Origin of the sequence: Phenylobacterium soli (genome assembly GCF_003254475.1) — a bacterium.
Classification (GTDB): Bacteria; Pseudomonadota; Alphaproteobacteria; order Caulobacterales; family Caulobacteraceae; genus Phenylobacterium; species Phenylobacterium soli.
On sequence record NZ_QFYQ01000001.1, the window covers coordinates 1271171 to 1287537 of the forward strand.

Sequence of the window (16367 nt, forward strand, 5' to 3'; positions counted from 1 at the left end):
CCCCGCCCGCGCCCTGCGCGCCTAGCCCTTCAGCGCCGAGGCCAGGTACTTCTTCACGCCCTCGCCATAGGGCGGGCGCAGCGCCTTCATCGGCCCCAGGTCCTTCTTGAGCTGGGTGTAGATCGCCTTCTTGTGGCTGAATTCCTTGAAGCCGTCGTGGCCGTGGTAGCTGCCCATGCCCGACGGGCCGACCCCGCCGAACGGCAGGTCCTCCTGGGCGACGTGGAAGATCACGTCGTTGACCGTCACCCCGCCCGAGGTCGTGCGTTCGACGACGCGCTCCTGCTCGGCCGCGTCGGCGCCGAAGTAGTAGAGCCCCAGCGGCCGGTCGTGGGCGTTCACATAGTCCACCGCCTCGTCCACCGAGCGGTAGGTGATCACCGGCAGGACGGGCCCGAAGATCTCCTCCTGCATCACCTTCATCTCGTCGGTGGGGTTGATGATCAGGGTCGGCGGGATCTTGCGGTGCTCCTGCTGGCGGAAGTCCTCGTCCGCCGGGTTGATCTCCACCACCTCGGCGCCCTTGGCCCGCGCGTCGTCCACATAGCCCTTGATCCGCTCGAAGTGCCGGTCGGCGATCACCGCGGTGTAGTCGGGGTTGTCACGGATGGTTGGGAACATCTGGTGGACCGCCTTCTTGGCCTCGCCCACGAAGGCGTCCAGCTTGTCGGCCGGGGCCAGGACGTAGTCGGGCGCCAGGCAGATCTGGCCGGCGTTCAGCGTCTTGCCGGCCATGATCCGCGCCGCCGCGGTGGCGTAGTCGGCGCTGCGCGAGACGATCACCGGGCTCTTGCCGCCGAGCTCCAGGGTCAGGGGCACCAGGTTCTTGGCCGCCGCCGCCATCACGTGGCGGGCGATCGAGGTGGCGCCGGTGAAGATCAGGTGGTCGAAGGCCAGCTCCGAGAACGCCTGGCCGACGTCCGGCCCGCCGGGGAAGCAGGCGATCTCCTCCTCGGTGAAGCCCTCGGCGAACATCTTGGCCATCACCTCGGAGGTCACCGGGGTGTACTCCGACGGCTTGACCATGGCTCGGTTGCCCGCCGCCAGGATGCCGGCCAGCGGGGCGAAGGTCAGGTTGACCGGGAAGTTCCAGGGGCTGATCACGCCGACCACGCCCTTGGGCTGGTAGCGCACCTCGGCCTTGGCGCCGAAGAGGCCCAGCAGGGCCGGCGTCGTCTTGCGCTTCTCGGCCTTCATCCAGCCCTTCAGGTGGGCCTTGGCGTGCTTCAAGGGCCCGATCGAGCCGGCGATGTCGGTGATGCCGCTCACCGCCTCCGCGCGGTTGCCGAAGTCGGCGTTCAGCGCCCGGGCGATCTCGCCCTCGTACTTGATGAGCAGGTTGATGCAGCGGTCGATCCGGTCGATGCGCTGCTCGGCGCTGGGCGCCCCGTCACGGATGTGCGCCGCCTTCTGGAGCCGCAGCACCTCGTTCATCCGCGCCAGTTCCCCCGGCGTCTTCGCCTGGTTGGCCTTGTGCGCCACGCTCATGGTCCGTCCTCCCGCCGGCAATCCGGCCGGGCTGGACAGTGAACCCCCGCCGCCGCGTAAAGCAACGGGGGTATCCGAAACGCCTCACCCCTCGGACCACACCGCCAGCTCGTTGCCGCTCGGGTCCTTGAAGTGGAAGCGGCGCCCGCCGGGGAAGTCGAAGATCGGGCGGGTCACCACCCCGCCGGCGGCGCGCACCTTGGCCTCCATGGCCTCGAGGTCGTGGGCGTAGAGGATCACCAGCGGAGCGCCGGCCTGGTCGGCGGCGTCGCCGTTGAAGCCGCCGTCCAGCCCCTCGGCCATCGCCGCATACGTCGGGCCGTAGTCGGTGAAGGTCCAGCCAAACGCCGCCTCGTAGAACCGCTTCAGCGGGATCAGGTCGCCGGCCGGGAACTCCACATAGTCGATCTTGCCGTCCTCGCGCATGGCCGCCTCCTTCGTGTTCATCGTTTGTTCTAGTGCCGAGATCTTCCGGAGTCGAGTCCCTCTCCCCCCGCGCAGTGAGAGGAGAGCGGGAGAGGGGACTTGAGCTTCGGAGCCCGGCGGGCCGCCCGGCGTTTGGGTCTGCGACCCGCTCCACAGGAGACCGCTCCATGAAGCCTGCGCTGAACCCGATCGTTCCCGCCGCCTGCCTGCTCGTGGCCTTCGGCCTGACCGCCTGCAGCCGCAGGGACGCCGCCCCGACGCCCGCCCACAGCGAGGTCGCCGCCTCCATGCCTGACGCGGCGACGACGCCGGGCGCGCAGGGTCCGGCCACCGCCGCCCCGCACGCCCCGCCGCCGGCGACCAACACCCTCTCCGATCGCCATCCCGAGCCCGGCGCGCCCGCCGCCAACGCCACCAACACCCAGTAACCCTCTCCCCCGCGCAGCGAGAGGGAGAGGGCCTACGCCCAGCCCTCCGTCACCGCGTGCAGGCGGGCGTAATGGCCGCCGCTGGCCACCAGCTCCTTGTGCGCGCCTTCCTCCACCACCCGGCCATCGTCGAACACCAGGATCCGGTCCGAGCCGCGGATGGTGGAGAGCCGGTGGGCGATGACGATGGTGGTCCGCCCGACCATCAGCTCCTCCATCGCCGCCTGCACCTGGCGCTCGGTCTCGACGTCGAGCGAGGAGGTCGCCTCGTCCAGCACCAGCACCGGCGCGTCGGCCAGGAAGGCGCGGGCGATGGCCACCCGCTGGCGCTCGCCGCCGGAGAGCTTCACGCCGCGCTCGCCGACCAGGGTGTCGTAGCCCTTGGGCAGGCGGGTGATGAACTCGTGGGCGCGGGCGCGCCGGGCCGCCTCGAAGATGTCCTCCTGCGTGGCGCCGGGCCGGCCGTAGGCGATGTTCTCGGCGAGCGTCCGGTGGAACAGGGCCGGGTCCTGCGGCACCACGGCGATGGCGCGCCGCAGCGAGCCCTGCGTCACATGGGCGACGTCCTGCCCGTCGATCAGGATCCGGCCGTCCTCCACGTCGTAGAGCCGCTGGATCAGCTTCACGAAGGTCGACTTGCCCGAGCCCGTCGGCCCGACCAGCGCCACCCGCTCGCCCGGTTCGATCATCAGGCCGAACCGGTCGTAGAGCGGCCGCGCCGCCGACTTGTAGCGGAAGGTCACCCGGTCGAAGATGATCTCGCCGCGGCCGGCGTGGAACGGCTTGGCGCCCTCCACGTCCATCACCTGCGGGTCCATCTGCGAATACCGCGCCACGTCCTCGATGTCGTCGAGGCCGCGCTGGGTCATGCGGATGTTGTCGCCGATGTTCCGAAGGTAGCCGGTCATCAGCATGAAGGCGGTGATCACATAGGCGATGTCGCCGGCCCGGGCCTGGCCCTTCGACCACAGCACCACCAGGATGCCCGTCATCCCGGCCTGCAGGACGACGAGCAGCAGGTTGTGCAGCAGCCACAGGTTGGTGAACCGGTTCCAGGAGACGCTGGCCGCCTTGCGCCACAGGGTCGTGACCTCGCCGATGCGCCCCTCCTCGCGGCGCTCGGCGCCGAAGGCCTTCACTGTCGCGTTGGACGACAGCGAGTCCGCCAGCGCCCCGCCGATCCGCGAGTCCAGCGCCACCGCCTTCAGGTTCGAAGGCCGGGCGTAGAGTTCGGTCAGCCAGATGTTGGAGGCCACGAAGGCGGCGACCACCACCGCCGCGAAGGCGCCCACCTCCGGCCAGCGCAGGCCGAGGGTGACGCACAATCCGGTCAGCACCAGGAACGCCGGGCCGAGCCAGATCACCGCCGCGTCGGAGACAGTGTCATAGCCCCACATGGCGCGCGACAGCCGCCGCACGGTGGCGCCGGCGAAGGTGTCGGCGTGCCAGTCGGCGGAGAACGACTGAACCTTCTCGAAGGACTCGTCGATGATCTCCTTCATGTTGGCGGCGGCGAACGGGATCCAGGCCCGCATCGCCGTGTTGCGCAGGATCAGGCCCAGGCCATAGCAGACCGCCAGCAGGCCCCACGCCCGCCAGGCCGCGTCCAGCGCCTTGGGCCCCGCCGCGACGATGTCCACCAGCTTGCCGGCGGCCCACGGGACGGAGAGGTCGAAGCCGATGGCCACCACCGTCATGACGACGGTGATCCACAACAGCGCCGGCCTTCGGCGCCAGTAGCCGGCCAGGTAGCCGAGCACCTGGCGGTTGTTCAGGACCCGCGGCTTGTTCTCGTCGGAGTCCTCGTAATGGTCGGTCATGACGAACGTCTCGATGGGCGTCCGACGGGACCGCCATGGCGGCGGCGCGCACGTCGGGCGCGAAGTTGGGAAGAGTGTGTGGGGGCGACGCGGGAAGCCGGTTTCAGGGACCGGTGGACCGCGGGCGCGCGGGATCGCTTCGCGAATCCCGCGGTCGGGGATCTGCGAAGCCGTCCGGTTGAATTAGCGGCGCGGCGGCGGCCGGAGGCGCGGTCGGAGGGTCTGGAATACAGCGGTCGCCATTTTCAAACCTCCCTGTTGCGGCCTCGAAGAACCGGCACGCTACGGAGCGCCTCACCGTGCGTCAAGCGGGGCCGCCGACCAATGTTCGCAGAACCTGTTCGCGCGGCTTTTGCGCAACAGCCTGTTGAGCCCGGCCGCCAAGATGGGCGTTACTGGCGCCATGAACGACGAGCGCTACGAAGCCGAACTCCAGACCCGCCAGCTCGCCCTGGTCCGCTGGCAGCAGCACGCCATGCAGGCCGGCGAGAAGGTGCTGATCATCTTCGAGGGCCGCGACGCCGCCGGCAAGGACGGCTCTATCCGCGCCCTGACCGAGCACCTCTCGGTCCGCGCCACCCGCGTCGTGGCCCTGCCCAAGCCCTCGGACCGCGAGCGCAGCCTCTGGTACTTTCAGCGCTATGTCGGCTTCCTGCCGGCGGGCGGCGAGACGGTGATCTTCAACCGCTCCTGGTACAACCGCGCCGGGGTCGAGCGGGTGATGGGCTTCTCCACGCCCAAGGAGCAGGAGGACTTCCTGCGCGAGGTCCCGTCCTTCGAGGCCATGCTGATCGACAGCGGCCTGAAGCTCCTCAAGATCTGGCTCGACGTCTCCAAGGCCGAGCAGGCGCAGCGGCTGAAGGAGCGGGCCGACGATCCCCTGAAGGCGCTGAAGGCCTCGCCGATGGACGCCGTCGCCCAGGAGAAGTGGGACGCCTATTCCGCCGCCCGCGACGAGATGCTCAAGCGCACCGCCACCGAGCGGGCGCCCTGGACCATCGTGCGCGCCGACCACAAGAAGAAGGCCCACCTGGCGCTGCTCTCCCACATCGTCGGCCAGCTCGCCCCGCCTGAGATCGCCGGCTCGGTCGAGCCGCCGGACCCGGACATCCTTTTCCGCTTCGAGCTCTCCGACCTCGACGACGGACGCCTGACGCGCTGACCTTGTTCCGGTTTCGTTCGTCGGCTAGCCTCGCAACCGTAGCAAGGCTCGGGGCTCGATGAAGGACACGCTCACGCCGGCCGAGGCCCGCCGTATCGCCTTGGCCGCGCAAGGCTTCGCTCAGCCGCGGCCCGAGGGCGGGATCGGCAAGCGCCAGCTCCTCAAGACCATCGAGCGCCTCGGCGTGGTGCAGATCGATTCCGTCAACGTCGTCTCGCGCACCCACTACCTGCCGGCCTTCTCCCGCCTCGGCGCCTATCCGCGCCCGCTGCTCGAGGAGATCGCCTGGGGCAGGAAGCGGCCGCTCTTCGAGTACTGGGCGCACGAGGCCTCGCTCCTGCCGCTCTCGGCCCAGCCCCTGCTGCGCTGGCGCATGGCCGACGCCCACGACGGGGTCGGCACCTGGAAGGGGATCGCCCGTTTCCTGCGCGAGCGGCGCGACTTCGTCGACAGGGTGCTGAGCGAGATCGGCGAGCGCGGCCCCCTCTCGGCCTCCGAGCTGGAGATGGGACACAAGGGCGAGGGTGGCTGGTGGGGCTGGAGCGACGCCAAGCGCGCGGTCGAGTGCCTGTTCTGGACCGGCGAGCTGACCACCGCCACCCGGCGCGGGACCTTCGAGCGGGTCTACGGCCTGCCCGAGAAGGTGCTGCCCGCCGCCGTCGTCGATGCGCCGACGCCGCCGCGCGAGGACGCCTGGCGCGAGCTGATCCGCATCTCCGCCCGCGCCATGGGCGTCGCCACGGCCAAGGACCTGCGCGACTACTTCCGCCTGCCGGTGGAGGGCTTCAGGGACCGCCTCGCCGAGCTGGTCGAGGCCGGCGACCTCGTCCCGGTGACGGTGAAGGGCTGGCGCGAGACCGCCTATCTCGATCCGGCCGCGCGCCGGCCGCGCCGCGTCGAGGCTCACGCCCTGCTCTCGCCGTTCGACAACCTGATCTGGTTCCGCGAGCGCACCGAGCGGATCTTCGGCGTCAAGGTGAGGCTGGAAATCTACACCCCGGCGCACAAGCGCACCCACGGCTACTACGTCCTGCCGTTCCTCGAGGGCGACGCCCTGACCGCCCGCGTCGACCTCAAGGCCGACCGCAAGGCCGGCGACCTGATCGTCCAGGCGAGCCACGCCGAGCCCTGGGCCGGCGAGGCGACGCCGATCGCCCTCGCCGAGGAGCTGAAGCTGATGGCCGGCTGGCTCGGGCTGGAGCGCGTGCGGGTCGAGGGCCGCGGCGATCTCGCCGCGCCGCTGGCGGCGGCGCTCGCCCATTCATAACGGGCGGCGATCAATTCGCGATTAACTTCTATTGGACGCGCGGCCGCCGGCCTCCGCAGACTGAAGGCATAAGGGAGCGAGCGTCAGGAGAAACGCGCCATGACCCATTTGCGTCGCGTCGCACCGTTTCGAATCTATTCCATCGGCCAGCTCTGCCGCGAGTTCGGCTGCACCACCCGGGCCCTGCGGTTCTACGAGGACCAGGGCCTGCTCTTCCCGCGCCGCCATCAGGGCCAGCGGGTCTATTCCTACAAGGATCGCGCCCGGCTGCAGCTCGTCGTCCGCGGCCGCGCCGTCGGCCTGACCCTGGCCCAGATCCGCGAGATCCTCGACACCTACGAGGCCGGCGGTCCCGAGGCCCAGACGGCTCTGGCGCTGCGGCTCTTCAAGGAGCGGCTGGAGGCCCTGGAGGCCGAGCGCCGCAGCCTCGACCAGGCCCGCGACACCCTGCTGGCCGCCTGCGCGCGCCTCTCCAGCGGGGCGGACGACGAGGCCTCCGCGGCTGCCTAGAGGCCGTTCTAGATCCGGCCCTCGACGAGGCGCGCGTCCGGGAACTGCCGCCGCGCCTCGTCCCACAACAGGGCCGCGGCCGGGCTCAGCGCGCCGCTGGAGCCGACCAGCGAGAACTCGGTGACGAGTTCCAGCCCCTCCAGCGGCCGGCGGACCATGTCCGGATCGCCGTCCTCGCCGGTGTTGAACCAGCCCAGCGACACCGCCGGCATGCGGAACTGGCGCCCGTAGCGCTCGACGCCGATGGCGTGCGGCTCGGGCGGCACGATGGTCCGCGCCCCGCCCCGGTCCAGCGCCGCCCGTAGCGGCCCGAGGATGGCGCTGCCGTGGGTCGGCCCGACCATGGCCACCGCCACGCCCTCCAGCGCCGCCGCCGGGATCACCGTATGGGCCGCCAGCGGGCTCTCCTTGGGCACCAGCAGCCCGGCCTCGCGCCGCCGCAGCACCAGCCGCGGCAGGGTCTCGGGGAAGATCACCTCGGCGATCGGCTCGGCCTCCCACTGCGCCAGCGGCGCGGCTACCCCCAGCATCAGCGCCAGGTCCGCCTCGCCGCGCAGCAGCGCCCGCGCCACCTCCCGCTGCCAGAGCGGCAGCACGGTGATCGGCGCGTCCGGATAGCGCTCGAAGAACGCCTCCAGCAGCATCTGCCGCTCGCGGATCTCCAGGGTGTAGAGCGCCGCGCCCAGCACCACGCGCCGCTGCGGCCTCGGCTGCATCTGCGCCACCGCCTGGGCGAAGCGGCCGCTCTCGGAGACCAGGGCCCGGGCGTGCGGCAGCAGCGCCGCGCCCTGCGCGGTCAGCGCCACGCGCCGGGTGCTCCGCTCGAAGAGCGGAAACCCCAGCCGCGCCTCCATCTGGCGAAGCTGCGCCGACAGCGCCGGCTGGGTGACGTGCAGCCGCTCGGCCGCGCGGCCGAAATTCAGCTCCTCGGCCAGCACCACGAAGGCGCGCACCAGCCGCAGCTCCACAGGGTCCCGGCGGTCCATGAGCTGCATTGATAAGGGTGGCCTATAGATGGGCCAAGCCAATTGATTGGACGCGCCCCCGGCGAGCCGCCACCAATCCTTTCGAGCGCGGCGCCAGACCGCGGCGGAAGCAAGGGAGCCGGGAAGGTGGAAGCGTACGATCTCGTCATCGTCGGCGGCGGCATCGGCGGCTCCGCCCTGGCGACCGTCATGGCCCGGGCCGGTCGCTCCGTCCTGCTGCTCGAACAGTCCGAGGCTTACGTCGACCGGGTGCGCGGCGAGTGGATCGCCCCCTGGGGCGTCGCCGAGGTCCAGCGCGTCGGCCTCTACGATCTCCTGATGTCGGCCGGCGGCCATCACATCACCCGCCACGTCACCTACGACGAGACCCTCGACCCGGCCGCGGCCGAGGCCGCGCCCCTGCCGCTCGGCATCTTCCGCGAGGGCGTGCCGGGCCCGCTGTGTCTGGGCCATCCGCTGCACTGCCAGACCCTGTTCGACGCCGCCAAGGCGGCCGGCGCGAAGGCCCTGCGCGGCGTCCAGGTCACCGCCGTCACCGCCGGCGAAAATCCCGCCGTCGCCTTCGCGCACGACGGCCAGGCGCACGAAGCCCGCGCCAGGCTGATCGTCGGCGCCGACGGCCGCACCTCCCAGGTGCGCGAGGCGGTCGGCATTCCCCTGCTGCAGGATCCGCCCCACCACTGGTTCGCCGGCCTGCTGGTCGAGGGCGTCGAGGGCTGGGACCCGGAAGTCCAGGCGATCGGCACCGAGGACGAGTTCGGCTTCCTCGCCTTCCCGCAGGGCGGCGGCAAGGTGCGGGTCTACGGCGGCTATCCGCTCGACCAGGCCAGGCGCTTCAAGGGCGAGGACGGCGCCCGCCGCTTCCTCGACGCCTTCGCCCTGTCGTGCAGCCCCAACAACCGCGCCCTCGTCGCCGGCCGCCCGGCCGGCCCGCTCTACAGCTACTTCAACGCCGACGCCTGGACCGAGCGGCCCTACGCCCCCGGGGTGGTGCTGGTCGGCGACGCCGCCGGCTGGAACGACCCGATCCTCGGCCTTGGCCTCTCGATCACCTACCGCGACGTGCGCATGGTCTCCGAGATCCTCAAGGCCGCCGACGACTGGTCAGCCCTCGACTTCTCCCCCTATGGCGAGGAGCGCTTCGAGCGCCTGCGCCGCCTGCGCTTCGTGGCCAAGATCCAGGCCAGCCTCGACATGGAGTTCGGCGAGGCGGCCCGCGAACGCCGCCGCAGCCTGTTCGAGCGCTCGGCCGCCGACCCCAGCCTCAAGGCCCACGCCTTCGCCGTCATGGCCGGGCCGGAGAGCCTGCCAGCCGAGCTCTTCACCGACGACCACCGCGCCCGCGTGCTGGGCGAAGCAGCCCCCCTGGCAAATCAAGTGGAGGACGCATGACCCTCGCCGGCGCCACCAAGCTCGACCTCGAGGCCTACAACGCCCGCTGGCTGAAGGCCTGGACCGACAAGGACGTCGAGGCCCTGGTCGGCTTCTACGCCCCGGCCTGCGTCTACAAGGACCCGCAGACCGCCGGCGGTCTTCAGGGCCGCGAGGCCCTGCGCGCCTATCTGACTGGCCTCTTCGCCGCCACCCCGGCCATGACCTACACCCCCGACGAGGTGTGGCCGATCGCCGGCGGCTACTGCGGCCGCTGGTACTGCGACATCGAGGGCGGCCAGCGGATGCGCGGCTTCGACCTCGTGCTGCTCGACGGCGAGCTGATCACCCTCAACGAAGTCTACGTCCACCCGCTGCCGTGACCGTCCTCACCCATCCCAAGACCGGGGCCGACATCCGTCCGCCCGCCGCCATCGACGGGCCCTGGCTGACCGCCGTCCTGCAGGGCGCCGGCGTCGACGCCGAGGTCGCCCGCGCGCGCCTCCAGCCGGTCGGCACCGGCCAGATCGGCGACAGCGTCCGCTTCCACCTGGAGTACGCCCGCCGCGGCCCCGGCGCGCCGGACACCCTGGTCGGCAAGTTCCCGGCCGCCGGCGCGGAGAGCCGCGCCACCGGCGTCGCCCTCGGCAACTACCTGCGCGAGGTGCGCTTCTATCAGGAGCTGGCGCCCAAGGCCCTGGTCAGCACCCCGCGCTGCTGGCTGGCCGACGTCGATCCCGCCACCAGCGACTTCGTCCTCATCATGGAGGACCTCGCCCCCGCCGAGCAGGGCGACCAGCTGCGCGGCGTCACCCTGCACCAGGCCCGCCAGGTGGTCATCGAGGCGGCCCGCCTGCACGCTTCCCACTGGGCCGACGACCGGCTCGACGACCTGCCTTGGGTCTCCGGCTCCAGAGCCGCCCCGCCCAGCGCCGCCAACGAGGAGACCGTCATGGCCCTCTGGCAGGCGTTCAAGGACCGCTACGGCCCGCGCCTGCAATCCGACTGGGTCCAGGTCGGCGACTGGCTGGCGCCGCGGTTCGCCACCTTCGGCGCCGCCCACGACGGCCCGCGCTGCCTGACCCACAACGACTTCCGTCCCGACAACATGATGTTCGCCACCCCGCGCGGCGGCCATCCGGTGACGGTGCTCGACTGGCAGTCCTTCGCCTATGGCGCCGGGGCGACCGACCTCGCCTACTTCCTGGCCGGCGCCCTGCCGGCCGCCGAGCTCGCCGCCCACGAGCCCGAGCTGCTCGAGCTCTACCTGCGCACCCTGCAGAGCCTCGGGGTCACCGGCTACGCCATGGCCGACCTCGAGCGGCACTACGCCCGCGGCGCCTACCTGCTGTTCGGCACCGCCTTCTTCGCGGCGATGATCGTCACCCAGACCGAGCGCGGCGACGAGATGTTCCTGCAGATGCTGGGCTCGGCGGCCGGCCACATGCTGCGGCACAGGGTGGTGGGCTAGGGCAGGGGCTTACGGCAGCTTCCACACGGCGGTCTTCTTGACCTCCATGTCCTCCAGCTCCCGCGTCGTCGGCACCTGGTATTCGGCCAGCTTGGTCAGGCCCTGGCGCGGGAAATAGCTGCGGCCAGGATCGCCGATCAGCACCGTGGCGCCGGCCGCCCGGGCCTGGCCCAGCCAGGCCATGACCCGCTCGGCCAGCGGCTTCTCGTAGCAGATGTCGCCCGCCAGGATGACGCTCGCCCAGGCGGGCGGCGGCGCGTCCAGCAGGTTCTCCGCGGTGAAGTCCACCTCCACCCCGTTGGCCTGGGCGTTCAGCTCCGTGGCGGCCTCGCAGAACGGGTCGATGTCCGCCGCCAGCACCCGCGCCGCCCCGGCCTTCTTGGCGGCGATGGCGACGATCCCGGATCCCGAGGCGAAGTCCACCACCCCGTGGCCGGTGACGATCTGCGGGTTATCGAGGGTGTAGCGCGCCAGCGCCTGCCCGCCCGCCCAGGCGAAGGCCCAGAACGGCGGCGGCAGCCCGATCTCCTCCAGCGCCTCCTCGGTCATCTTCCAGATCGGGGTGATCTCGGAGGCCACGTGCAGCGCAAGCTCCGGCGTGTGCGGCGGGGGCTCCAGGGTGGTGTTCTGAAGGATGAAGGCGCGCCGGCCTTGCAGGCTCTGCTCGATCACGCCGCGGCCGCGACCGTCTCGGGCTTGGAGGAGGCCAGCCGCAGCACCTCGGCGTAGCTGCCGGCGCTCAGCATCTGCGGGAACACGCCCTTGGCCTTCAGCATCCGCTGCACCTTGGGCAGGTTGTAGCAGGGCACATGCATGAACATGTGGTGCTCGCAGTGGTAGTTCACATAGTAGGGCGCCAGGAACGCCCGCTCGATCAGGTTGGCGTGGGTCGAGCGCGCGTGGCGCAGCGGGTCGGGCTCGTTCTTCGCCACGCAGGCGTGCTCGGCGATGTTGCGCAGCCGGGTGATCATCGGCAGCCAGGTCGCCTGCGGGACCAGCCACAACACCGGCCATACCCACCACAGCCCGAACGGGGCCGTCAGGGCCAGCGTCACGGCCATACCGGTGAAGAAGCGCTTCCGCCGCACGACCGCGTCCTTGAGGATCGGCCACAGCGGCTCGCCGGGCTTGCGCTCGCGGATCCGCGAAACGAGGCCCGACCACTTCTGCTTGTAGTAGGTCTGACCGGTCAGATCGCGGACGATCTTGCGGCGCAGCGAGATGCGGGTGATCGGGAACGGCGCCGAGAGGCCGAGGTCCGGATCCTCCGCCTGCTGGGCGTACTTGTGGTGCCCCAGGTGGTAGGGCCGGTAGGGCCCAAGGTCGCCGGTGGTCAGGTGGTTGCCGACCCAGTCGTTGACCTTCAGGTTCGGGTGCAGCGCCCCGTGCGCGGCGTCGTGCATCAGGATGGCGAGGCCGAGCTGGCGGCCGCCGATGATGGCGATGGCCAGCGGGATGGTCACCGGCCACAGCACCGCCATGGCTCCGGCCAGGCCGATCACGCTCCAGGCGTGCGCCACCATCGCCGGGCCCTTCCAGGCCGACCGGCGCGACAGCGGCGCCCATTCCTCGGGCGAGAAGTAGGTCTTCGGATCGACGCGTGCGGCCACGGACATGGCCGCCATCTTACCGCCGATAACCGTGCGATGACAGGCTGACCGCAGGGAAACGCCTCCCGCCGGGAAACGCCCCCCGGGAAACGCCCCAGGCCACGCGCGACAGCGCGCCCCATGTCGAACCCCGAAAATCACGAAAGACGCGAACCGCCGTGCTGCCGGCCCTGCATCGTTTCGTGTTTTTCGTGTCTTTCGTGGTCGGACTTCTCTGCGCGTCAGACGCGGCCGGCGCCGGCCGCTAGGCCCACGAACAGTATCAGCCCGGCCCAGGTGTTCGACTTGAAGAGCACGAGGGCGAGCCGCGGCTGGTCGATCTTCACCCGCCGGGCCTGCAGCCACAGCAGGGTGGCGTAGAGCGCCAGGCCCGGGGTGAAGAAGAGGCTGAGGTCCGCCGTCCAGGCCGCCGCCAGCGCCAGGGCCACGGCCACCGCGTAGAACATCGCCACCGCCCGCGGTGCGCCGGCGCCGAGCCGCCGGGCCGAGGACTTCACCCCGGCCAGGGCGTCGTCCTCGAGGTCCTGGATCGCGTAGATCGTGTCGTAGCCGAGGGTCCAGAAGATGCCGCCCGCATAGAGCAGCAGGGCCGGCGCCTCGATCACCCCGGTCGCCGCGGCGAAGCCCAGAAGGGCGCCCCAGTTGAAGGTCAGCCCCAGCCAGGCCTGCGGCCACCAGGTGATCCGCTTCATGAACGGATAGGCCGCCACCAGCGCCAGCGACCCGGCGCCCAGACCGATGGCCAGCGGCCCCATGGTCAGGAGCACCCCCAGCGAGATCAGGCAGCAGAGGGCCACGAAGGCCCAGGCCTGCCAGACCTTGATCTGCCCCGCCGGGATCGGCCGCCCGGCGGTCCGCGCCACCTTGGCGTCGAAGTCGCGGTCGACGATGTCGTTGTAGGCGCAGCCCGCCGCCCGCATCAGCGCCGCCCCGACGAAGAACTCGACCAGCAGCTTCCAGTCCGGCGCGCGCCCGGCCATGGCGCCGGCCAGGGCGATGCCCTGCCAGCCTGGCAGCATCAGCAGCCAGATCCCCGTCGGCCGGTCGAACCGCCCCAGCCGCAGCCAGGGCCGCGACCAGGCCGGCGCATACCGGTCGACCCAGTTGGCCGGGGCGGCGTCGGGCAGGGGCGCGGTCGTCGTCATGCGCCTGATGTAACCGAACCGCGCGCCATGGCGAACTCATCGGCATGCAATACGCTCGCCGCCCGTCCTCCGCGCGTCTCGCTCCCGCACTGTTGGCCGGCGCGCTTCTAGCTGGAACCTCCGCCTCGCGCGCCCTCGCCGCCGACGCGCGCCATCCGGTGGTCATCGAGCTCTTCCAGAGCCAGGGCTGTTCCTCCTGTCCGCCGGCCAACGCCAATCTCGCCGCCGTGGCCGACCGGCCCGAGGTCCTCGCCCTGTCCTTCAGCGTCACCTACTGGGACCAGCTCGGCTGGAAGGACACCTTCGCCCGGCCGTCTTACACCGCGCGCCAGTGGGACTACGCCCGCGCGCTCCGCCATCCCAACGTCTACACGCCCCAGGTGGTGGTGAACGGCCGCAAGGACGGGGTGGGCGTCGATCCGCGCGCCTTCGCGGCCCTGGTCGCCGCCGCCGACCGCGGCGCCTCGAGGCCGGACGTCGAGATCGCCCCGGACGCCGTCCGCATCGGAGCGGGGCAGGGGAGCGCCGAGGTCTGGCTCGCCCGCTACGACCCACGCGTGCTCCAGGTGCCGATCCGGCGCGGCGAGAACGGCGGCAAGACCCTGCCGCACAAGAACATCGTCAGGCAGCTCGTGCGCCTGGGCGCCTGGACCGGCCGGCCGCAGACCCTCCGCCTGCCGGCCGCGCAGGAGCCCGGCCTGCGGACGGCGGTGTTCCTCCAGGCTGGCAAGGGCGGCCCGATCCTGGCCGCCGCCAAGGGCTGACCGCTCAGGTCGACATCGACGGCGTGAGATCTCGTGTGATCCCGGTCTTCTCCGGTCGAAACCGGGATGACACGGACGGGGGAAGTCGCCCTTCTGCGTTTTCCGCGGTCAAAAAACTCGCCCCGGAAATTTGCCTTTCCGGGATTTTCATGTTCTACTTTTGTTCATGGTGACCGAGGTCGATCTCCAGGCTGGCCTGAGCCGTCTGTTCCATCTCGGGATGGAGCTGGCCGAGCGCATCCAGCAGGACGCCATGGAGGCCGAGGAGCCCGCCGACCGGGCCAAGCTCGCCACCGCCTTCCACCGCATCTCCCGCTCGGTCCGTCAGACCGCCGCGCTGAAGCTGCGCCTCGAGCGTGAGGCCAAGCGCGCGGTCCGCGAGGACCAAGCGGCGGTCCGCGCCGACCGTGAGCGCCAGGTCGACCTGCGCAAGACCAAGGTGAAAGCCCAGGTCGAACAGCTCATCTGGACCGAGCACGAGGGCGAGGAGGCCGACCGGTGCGAGTCCATCCTCGACGATCTCCTCGACGCCGACGCCCTCCAAGACGACTTCCTCGACCAGGACCTCGACACCCAGGTCGCCCGCCTCGCCATCGACCTGAACCTTCCTTCTCCCCTTGCGGGAGAAGGTGGCGGGCGCAGCCCGACGGATGAGGGGTCGATGAACCTTTCCGCAAGAATAGCTCCGATCCCATGCCATCCCCCCGACGCGCCCGCGCATTGCGCCAGGCCGCACCCGCCACCGAACGAAGGCTCTGGAGCCTCCTCAGGAACCGGCGGCTGGACGGACTGAAGTTCCGGCGTCAGGCGCCCATCGGCGTCTACGTCGTCGATTTCCTCTGCCTTCGACACCGGCTGGTGATCGAGGCGGATGGGCCCTTCCATGATCCCGAGCGTGACACCGTGCGCGACGCCTGGCTGGCGGCGCAGGGATTCCGTGTGCTGCGCTTCACCAACCGGGAGGTCGACGTCGCCGAACGCGTGCTCGACCAGATTCTGCAAGCCGTCGAAGCGCGGCGTAGCTGAACTGATCTTCAACCCCTCATCCGTCAGCCTCCGGCTGACACCTTCTCCCGCAAGGGGAGAAGGACATCTTCGGGGGAGAAGGTTTCCTCATCCCCACTTCCTTCCGCCCGCCTCCTCGCTAGAACACCCCCGATGATCCGCCTCTTCGTGCCCGACTCCCTCGCGCCGACCGTCCGGCTCGCCCTCGACGAGGGCCAGAGCCGCTACCTCGCCGCCGTCATGCGCCTCGCCGCCGGCGACGAGCTGCTGGTGTTCAACGGCCGCGACGGCGAGTGGCGCGCGGTGGTGGAGAGCGTCGGCAAACGCGCCGTCACCCTCGACGTCCAGGCCCAGACCCGGCCTCAGGCCGTCGGGCCCGACCTCGATCTCGTCATCGCCCTCGTCAAGCGCGCCCGCCTGGAGACCATCGTCGAGAAGGCCGCCGAGCTCGGCGCGGCCCGCGTCCGGCTCGTCATCACCGAGCGCACCAACGCCGACCACACCCGCGTCGACCGGCTGCAGGCCATCGCCGTCGAGGCCGCCGAGCAGACCGGCCGGCTCGATGTCCCGCAGGTCGTCGAGCCGGTGAAGCTGGAGCGCCTGATCGCCGACTGGCCGGCCGGCCGCCGGCTGCTGTTCTGCGACGAGGCCGGCGACGCCAGGCCCGCGCTGGAGGCGCTCGCCGGCCAGCCCGCCGCGCCCTGGGCGGTGCTGATCGGCCCCGAAGGCGGCTTCTCGCCCGCCGAGCGCGCCCGCCTGCGCGAGCTCGCCTTCGCCACGCCCGCGACCCTCGGGCCCCGCATCCTGCGCGCCGACACCGCCGCCATCGCCGCGCTAACGCTTTGGCAGGCCAAGCTCGGCGACTGGACTTGAGCTTGGCGGATTTGCGCCCACTTAGCTAAGCGACGTAAAGA

Annotated in this window: 18 protein-coding genes; 11 read left to right on the forward strand and 7 right to left on the reverse strand. The window is 71.1% G+C overall.

Annotated elements, in window-relative coordinates:
- Window positions 1-21: 21 nt before the first annotated feature.
- Both DJ017_RS06310 and DJ017_RS06315 read right to left on the reverse strand, forming a co-directional pair.
- Window positions 22-1488, reverse strand: a complete 1467-nt coding sequence (locus DJ017_RS06310) for a coniferyl aldehyde dehydrogenase (protein ID WP_111527909.1) — start codon at window positions 1486-1488, stop codon at window positions 22-24.
- Between the two features lie 84 nt (window positions 1489-1572).
- A complete protein-coding gene (locus DJ017_RS06315; RefSeq protein WP_111529997.1) occupies window positions 1573-1914 on the reverse strand; it encodes a VOC family protein in 342 nt (113 codons plus the stop codon).
- 167 nt (window positions 1915-2081) lie between these two features.
- On the opposite strand from DJ017_RS06315, the gene DJ017_RS06320 reads away from it, so the two are divergent.
- A complete protein-coding gene (locus DJ017_RS06320) occupies window positions 2082-2342 on the forward strand; it encodes a hypothetical protein (RefSeq protein ID WP_111527910.1) in 261 nt (86 codons plus the stop codon).
- A 32-nt stretch (window positions 2343-2374) separates the two neighbouring features.
- Here the strand turns inward: DJ017_RS06320 and DJ017_RS06325 are convergent, their stop codons facing one another.
- Window positions 2375-4162, reverse strand: a complete 1788-nt coding sequence (locus tag DJ017_RS06325; protein ID WP_111527911.1) for an ABC transporter ATP-binding protein — start codon at window positions 4160-4162, stop codon at window positions 2375-2377.
- Between the two features lie 403 nt (window positions 4163-4565).
- Between DJ017_RS06325 and ppk2 the strand changes: the two genes are divergently transcribed.
- The 3 genes from ppk2 (at window position 4566) to DJ017_RS06340 (ending at window position 7101) form a co-directional block, all read left to right on the forward strand.
- On the forward strand, window positions 4566-5324 hold the full coding sequence (ppk2, locus tag DJ017_RS06330) for a polyphosphate kinase 2 (protein ID WP_111527912.1): 759 nt from the start codon (window positions 4566-4568) through the stop codon (window positions 5322-5324).
- 58 nt (window positions 5325-5382) lie between these two features.
- The gene (locus tag DJ017_RS06335; protein ID WP_111527913.1) at window positions 5383-6591 is read left to right on the forward strand and encodes a winged helix-turn-helix domain-containing protein; all 1209 of its coding nucleotides are present in this window, start codon (window positions 5383-5385) and stop codon (window positions 6589-6591) included.
- 99 nt (window positions 6592-6690) lie between these two features.
- Entirely contained in the window at window positions 6691-7101 is a 411-nt protein-coding gene (locus DJ017_RS06340; RefSeq protein WP_111527914.1) for a MerR family transcriptional regulator, read from the forward strand.
- 8 nt (window positions 7102-7109) lie between these two features.
- Here the strand turns inward: DJ017_RS06340 and DJ017_RS06345 are convergent, their stop codons facing one another.
- Entirely contained in the window at window positions 7110-8087 is a 978-nt protein-coding gene (locus tag DJ017_RS06345; RefSeq protein WP_111527915.1) for a LysR family transcriptional regulator, read from the reverse strand.
- A gap of 126 nt (window positions 8088-8213) precedes the next feature.
- Between DJ017_RS06345 and DJ017_RS06350 the strand changes: the two genes are divergently transcribed.
- From DJ017_RS06350 to DJ017_RS06360, 3 genes are read left to right on the forward strand one after another with little or no spacing between them, the layout of a single operon-like run.
- Window positions 8214-9479 carry an FAD-dependent oxidoreductase gene (locus DJ017_RS06350; RefSeq protein ID WP_111527916.1) on the forward strand — a complete coding sequence of 422 codons (1266 nt, stop codon included), beginning with the start codon at window positions 8214-8216 and terminating at the stop codon, window positions 9477-9479.
- Window positions 9476-9841: a YybH family protein gene (locus DJ017_RS06355; protein ID WP_111527917.1), complete on the forward strand. Its 366-nt coding sequence runs from the start codon at window positions 9476-9478 to the stop codon at window positions 9839-9841. Before DJ017_RS06350 ends, DJ017_RS06355 begins: the two co-directional genes overlap by 4 nt.
- Window positions 9838-10929, forward strand: coding sequence for a phosphotransferase family protein (locus DJ017_RS06360; protein WP_111527918.1), 1092 nt, complete (start codon window positions 9838-9840; stop codon window positions 10927-10929). Before DJ017_RS06355 ends, DJ017_RS06360 begins: the two co-directional genes overlap by 4 nt.
- A 9-nt stretch (window positions 10930-10938) precedes the next feature.
- Here DJ017_RS06360 and DJ017_RS06365 read toward each other — a convergent pair whose 3' ends face one another.
- The 3 genes from DJ017_RS06365 to ubiA form a co-directional block, all read right to left on the reverse strand.
- Entirely contained in the window at window positions 10939-11601 is a 663-nt protein-coding gene (locus DJ017_RS06365) for a class I SAM-dependent methyltransferase (protein WP_111527919.1), read from the reverse strand.
- Window positions 11598-12545, reverse strand: a complete 948-nt coding sequence (locus DJ017_RS06370) for a fatty acid desaturase family protein (RefSeq protein WP_111527920.1) — start codon at window positions 12543-12545, stop codon at window positions 11598-11600. The genes DJ017_RS06365 and DJ017_RS06370 overlap by 4 nt, the downstream gene beginning before the upstream one ends.
- A gap of 215 nt (window positions 12546-12760) precedes the next feature.
- Window positions 12761-13684, reverse strand: a complete 924-nt coding sequence (ubiA, locus tag DJ017_RS06375; RefSeq protein ID WP_111527921.1) for a 4-hydroxybenzoate octaprenyltransferase — start codon at window positions 13682-13684, stop codon at window positions 12761-12763.
- A gap of 92 nt (window positions 13685-13776) precedes the next feature.
- Here ubiA and DJ017_RS06380 point away from each other — a divergent pair, with 92 nt between their 5' ends.
- From DJ017_RS06380 to DJ017_RS06395, 4 genes are all read left to right on the forward strand, one after another.
- Complete coding sequence (locus DJ017_RS06380) at window positions 13777-14448, forward strand: DUF1223 domain-containing protein (RefSeq protein WP_227000046.1); 672 nt, start codon at window positions 13777-13779, stop codon at window positions 14446-14448.
- 166 nt (window positions 14449-14614) lie between these two features.
- Complete coding sequence (locus DJ017_RS06385; RefSeq protein WP_133255393.1) at window positions 14615-15241, forward strand: hypothetical protein; 627 nt, start codon at window positions 14615-14617, stop codon at window positions 15239-15241.
- Entirely contained in the window at window positions 15142-15474 is a 333-nt protein-coding gene (locus tag DJ017_RS06390; RefSeq protein WP_111527924.1) for a DUF559 domain-containing protein, read from the forward strand. Before DJ017_RS06385 ends, DJ017_RS06390 begins: the two co-directional genes overlap by 100 nt.
- A 132-nt stretch (window positions 15475-15606) precedes the next feature.
- A complete protein-coding gene (locus DJ017_RS06395) occupies window positions 15607-16326 on the forward strand; it encodes a 16S rRNA (uracil(1498)-N(3))-methyltransferase (protein WP_111527925.1) in 720 nt (239 codons plus the stop codon).
- The last annotated feature ends 41 nt before the right edge of the window (window positions 16327-16367 follow it).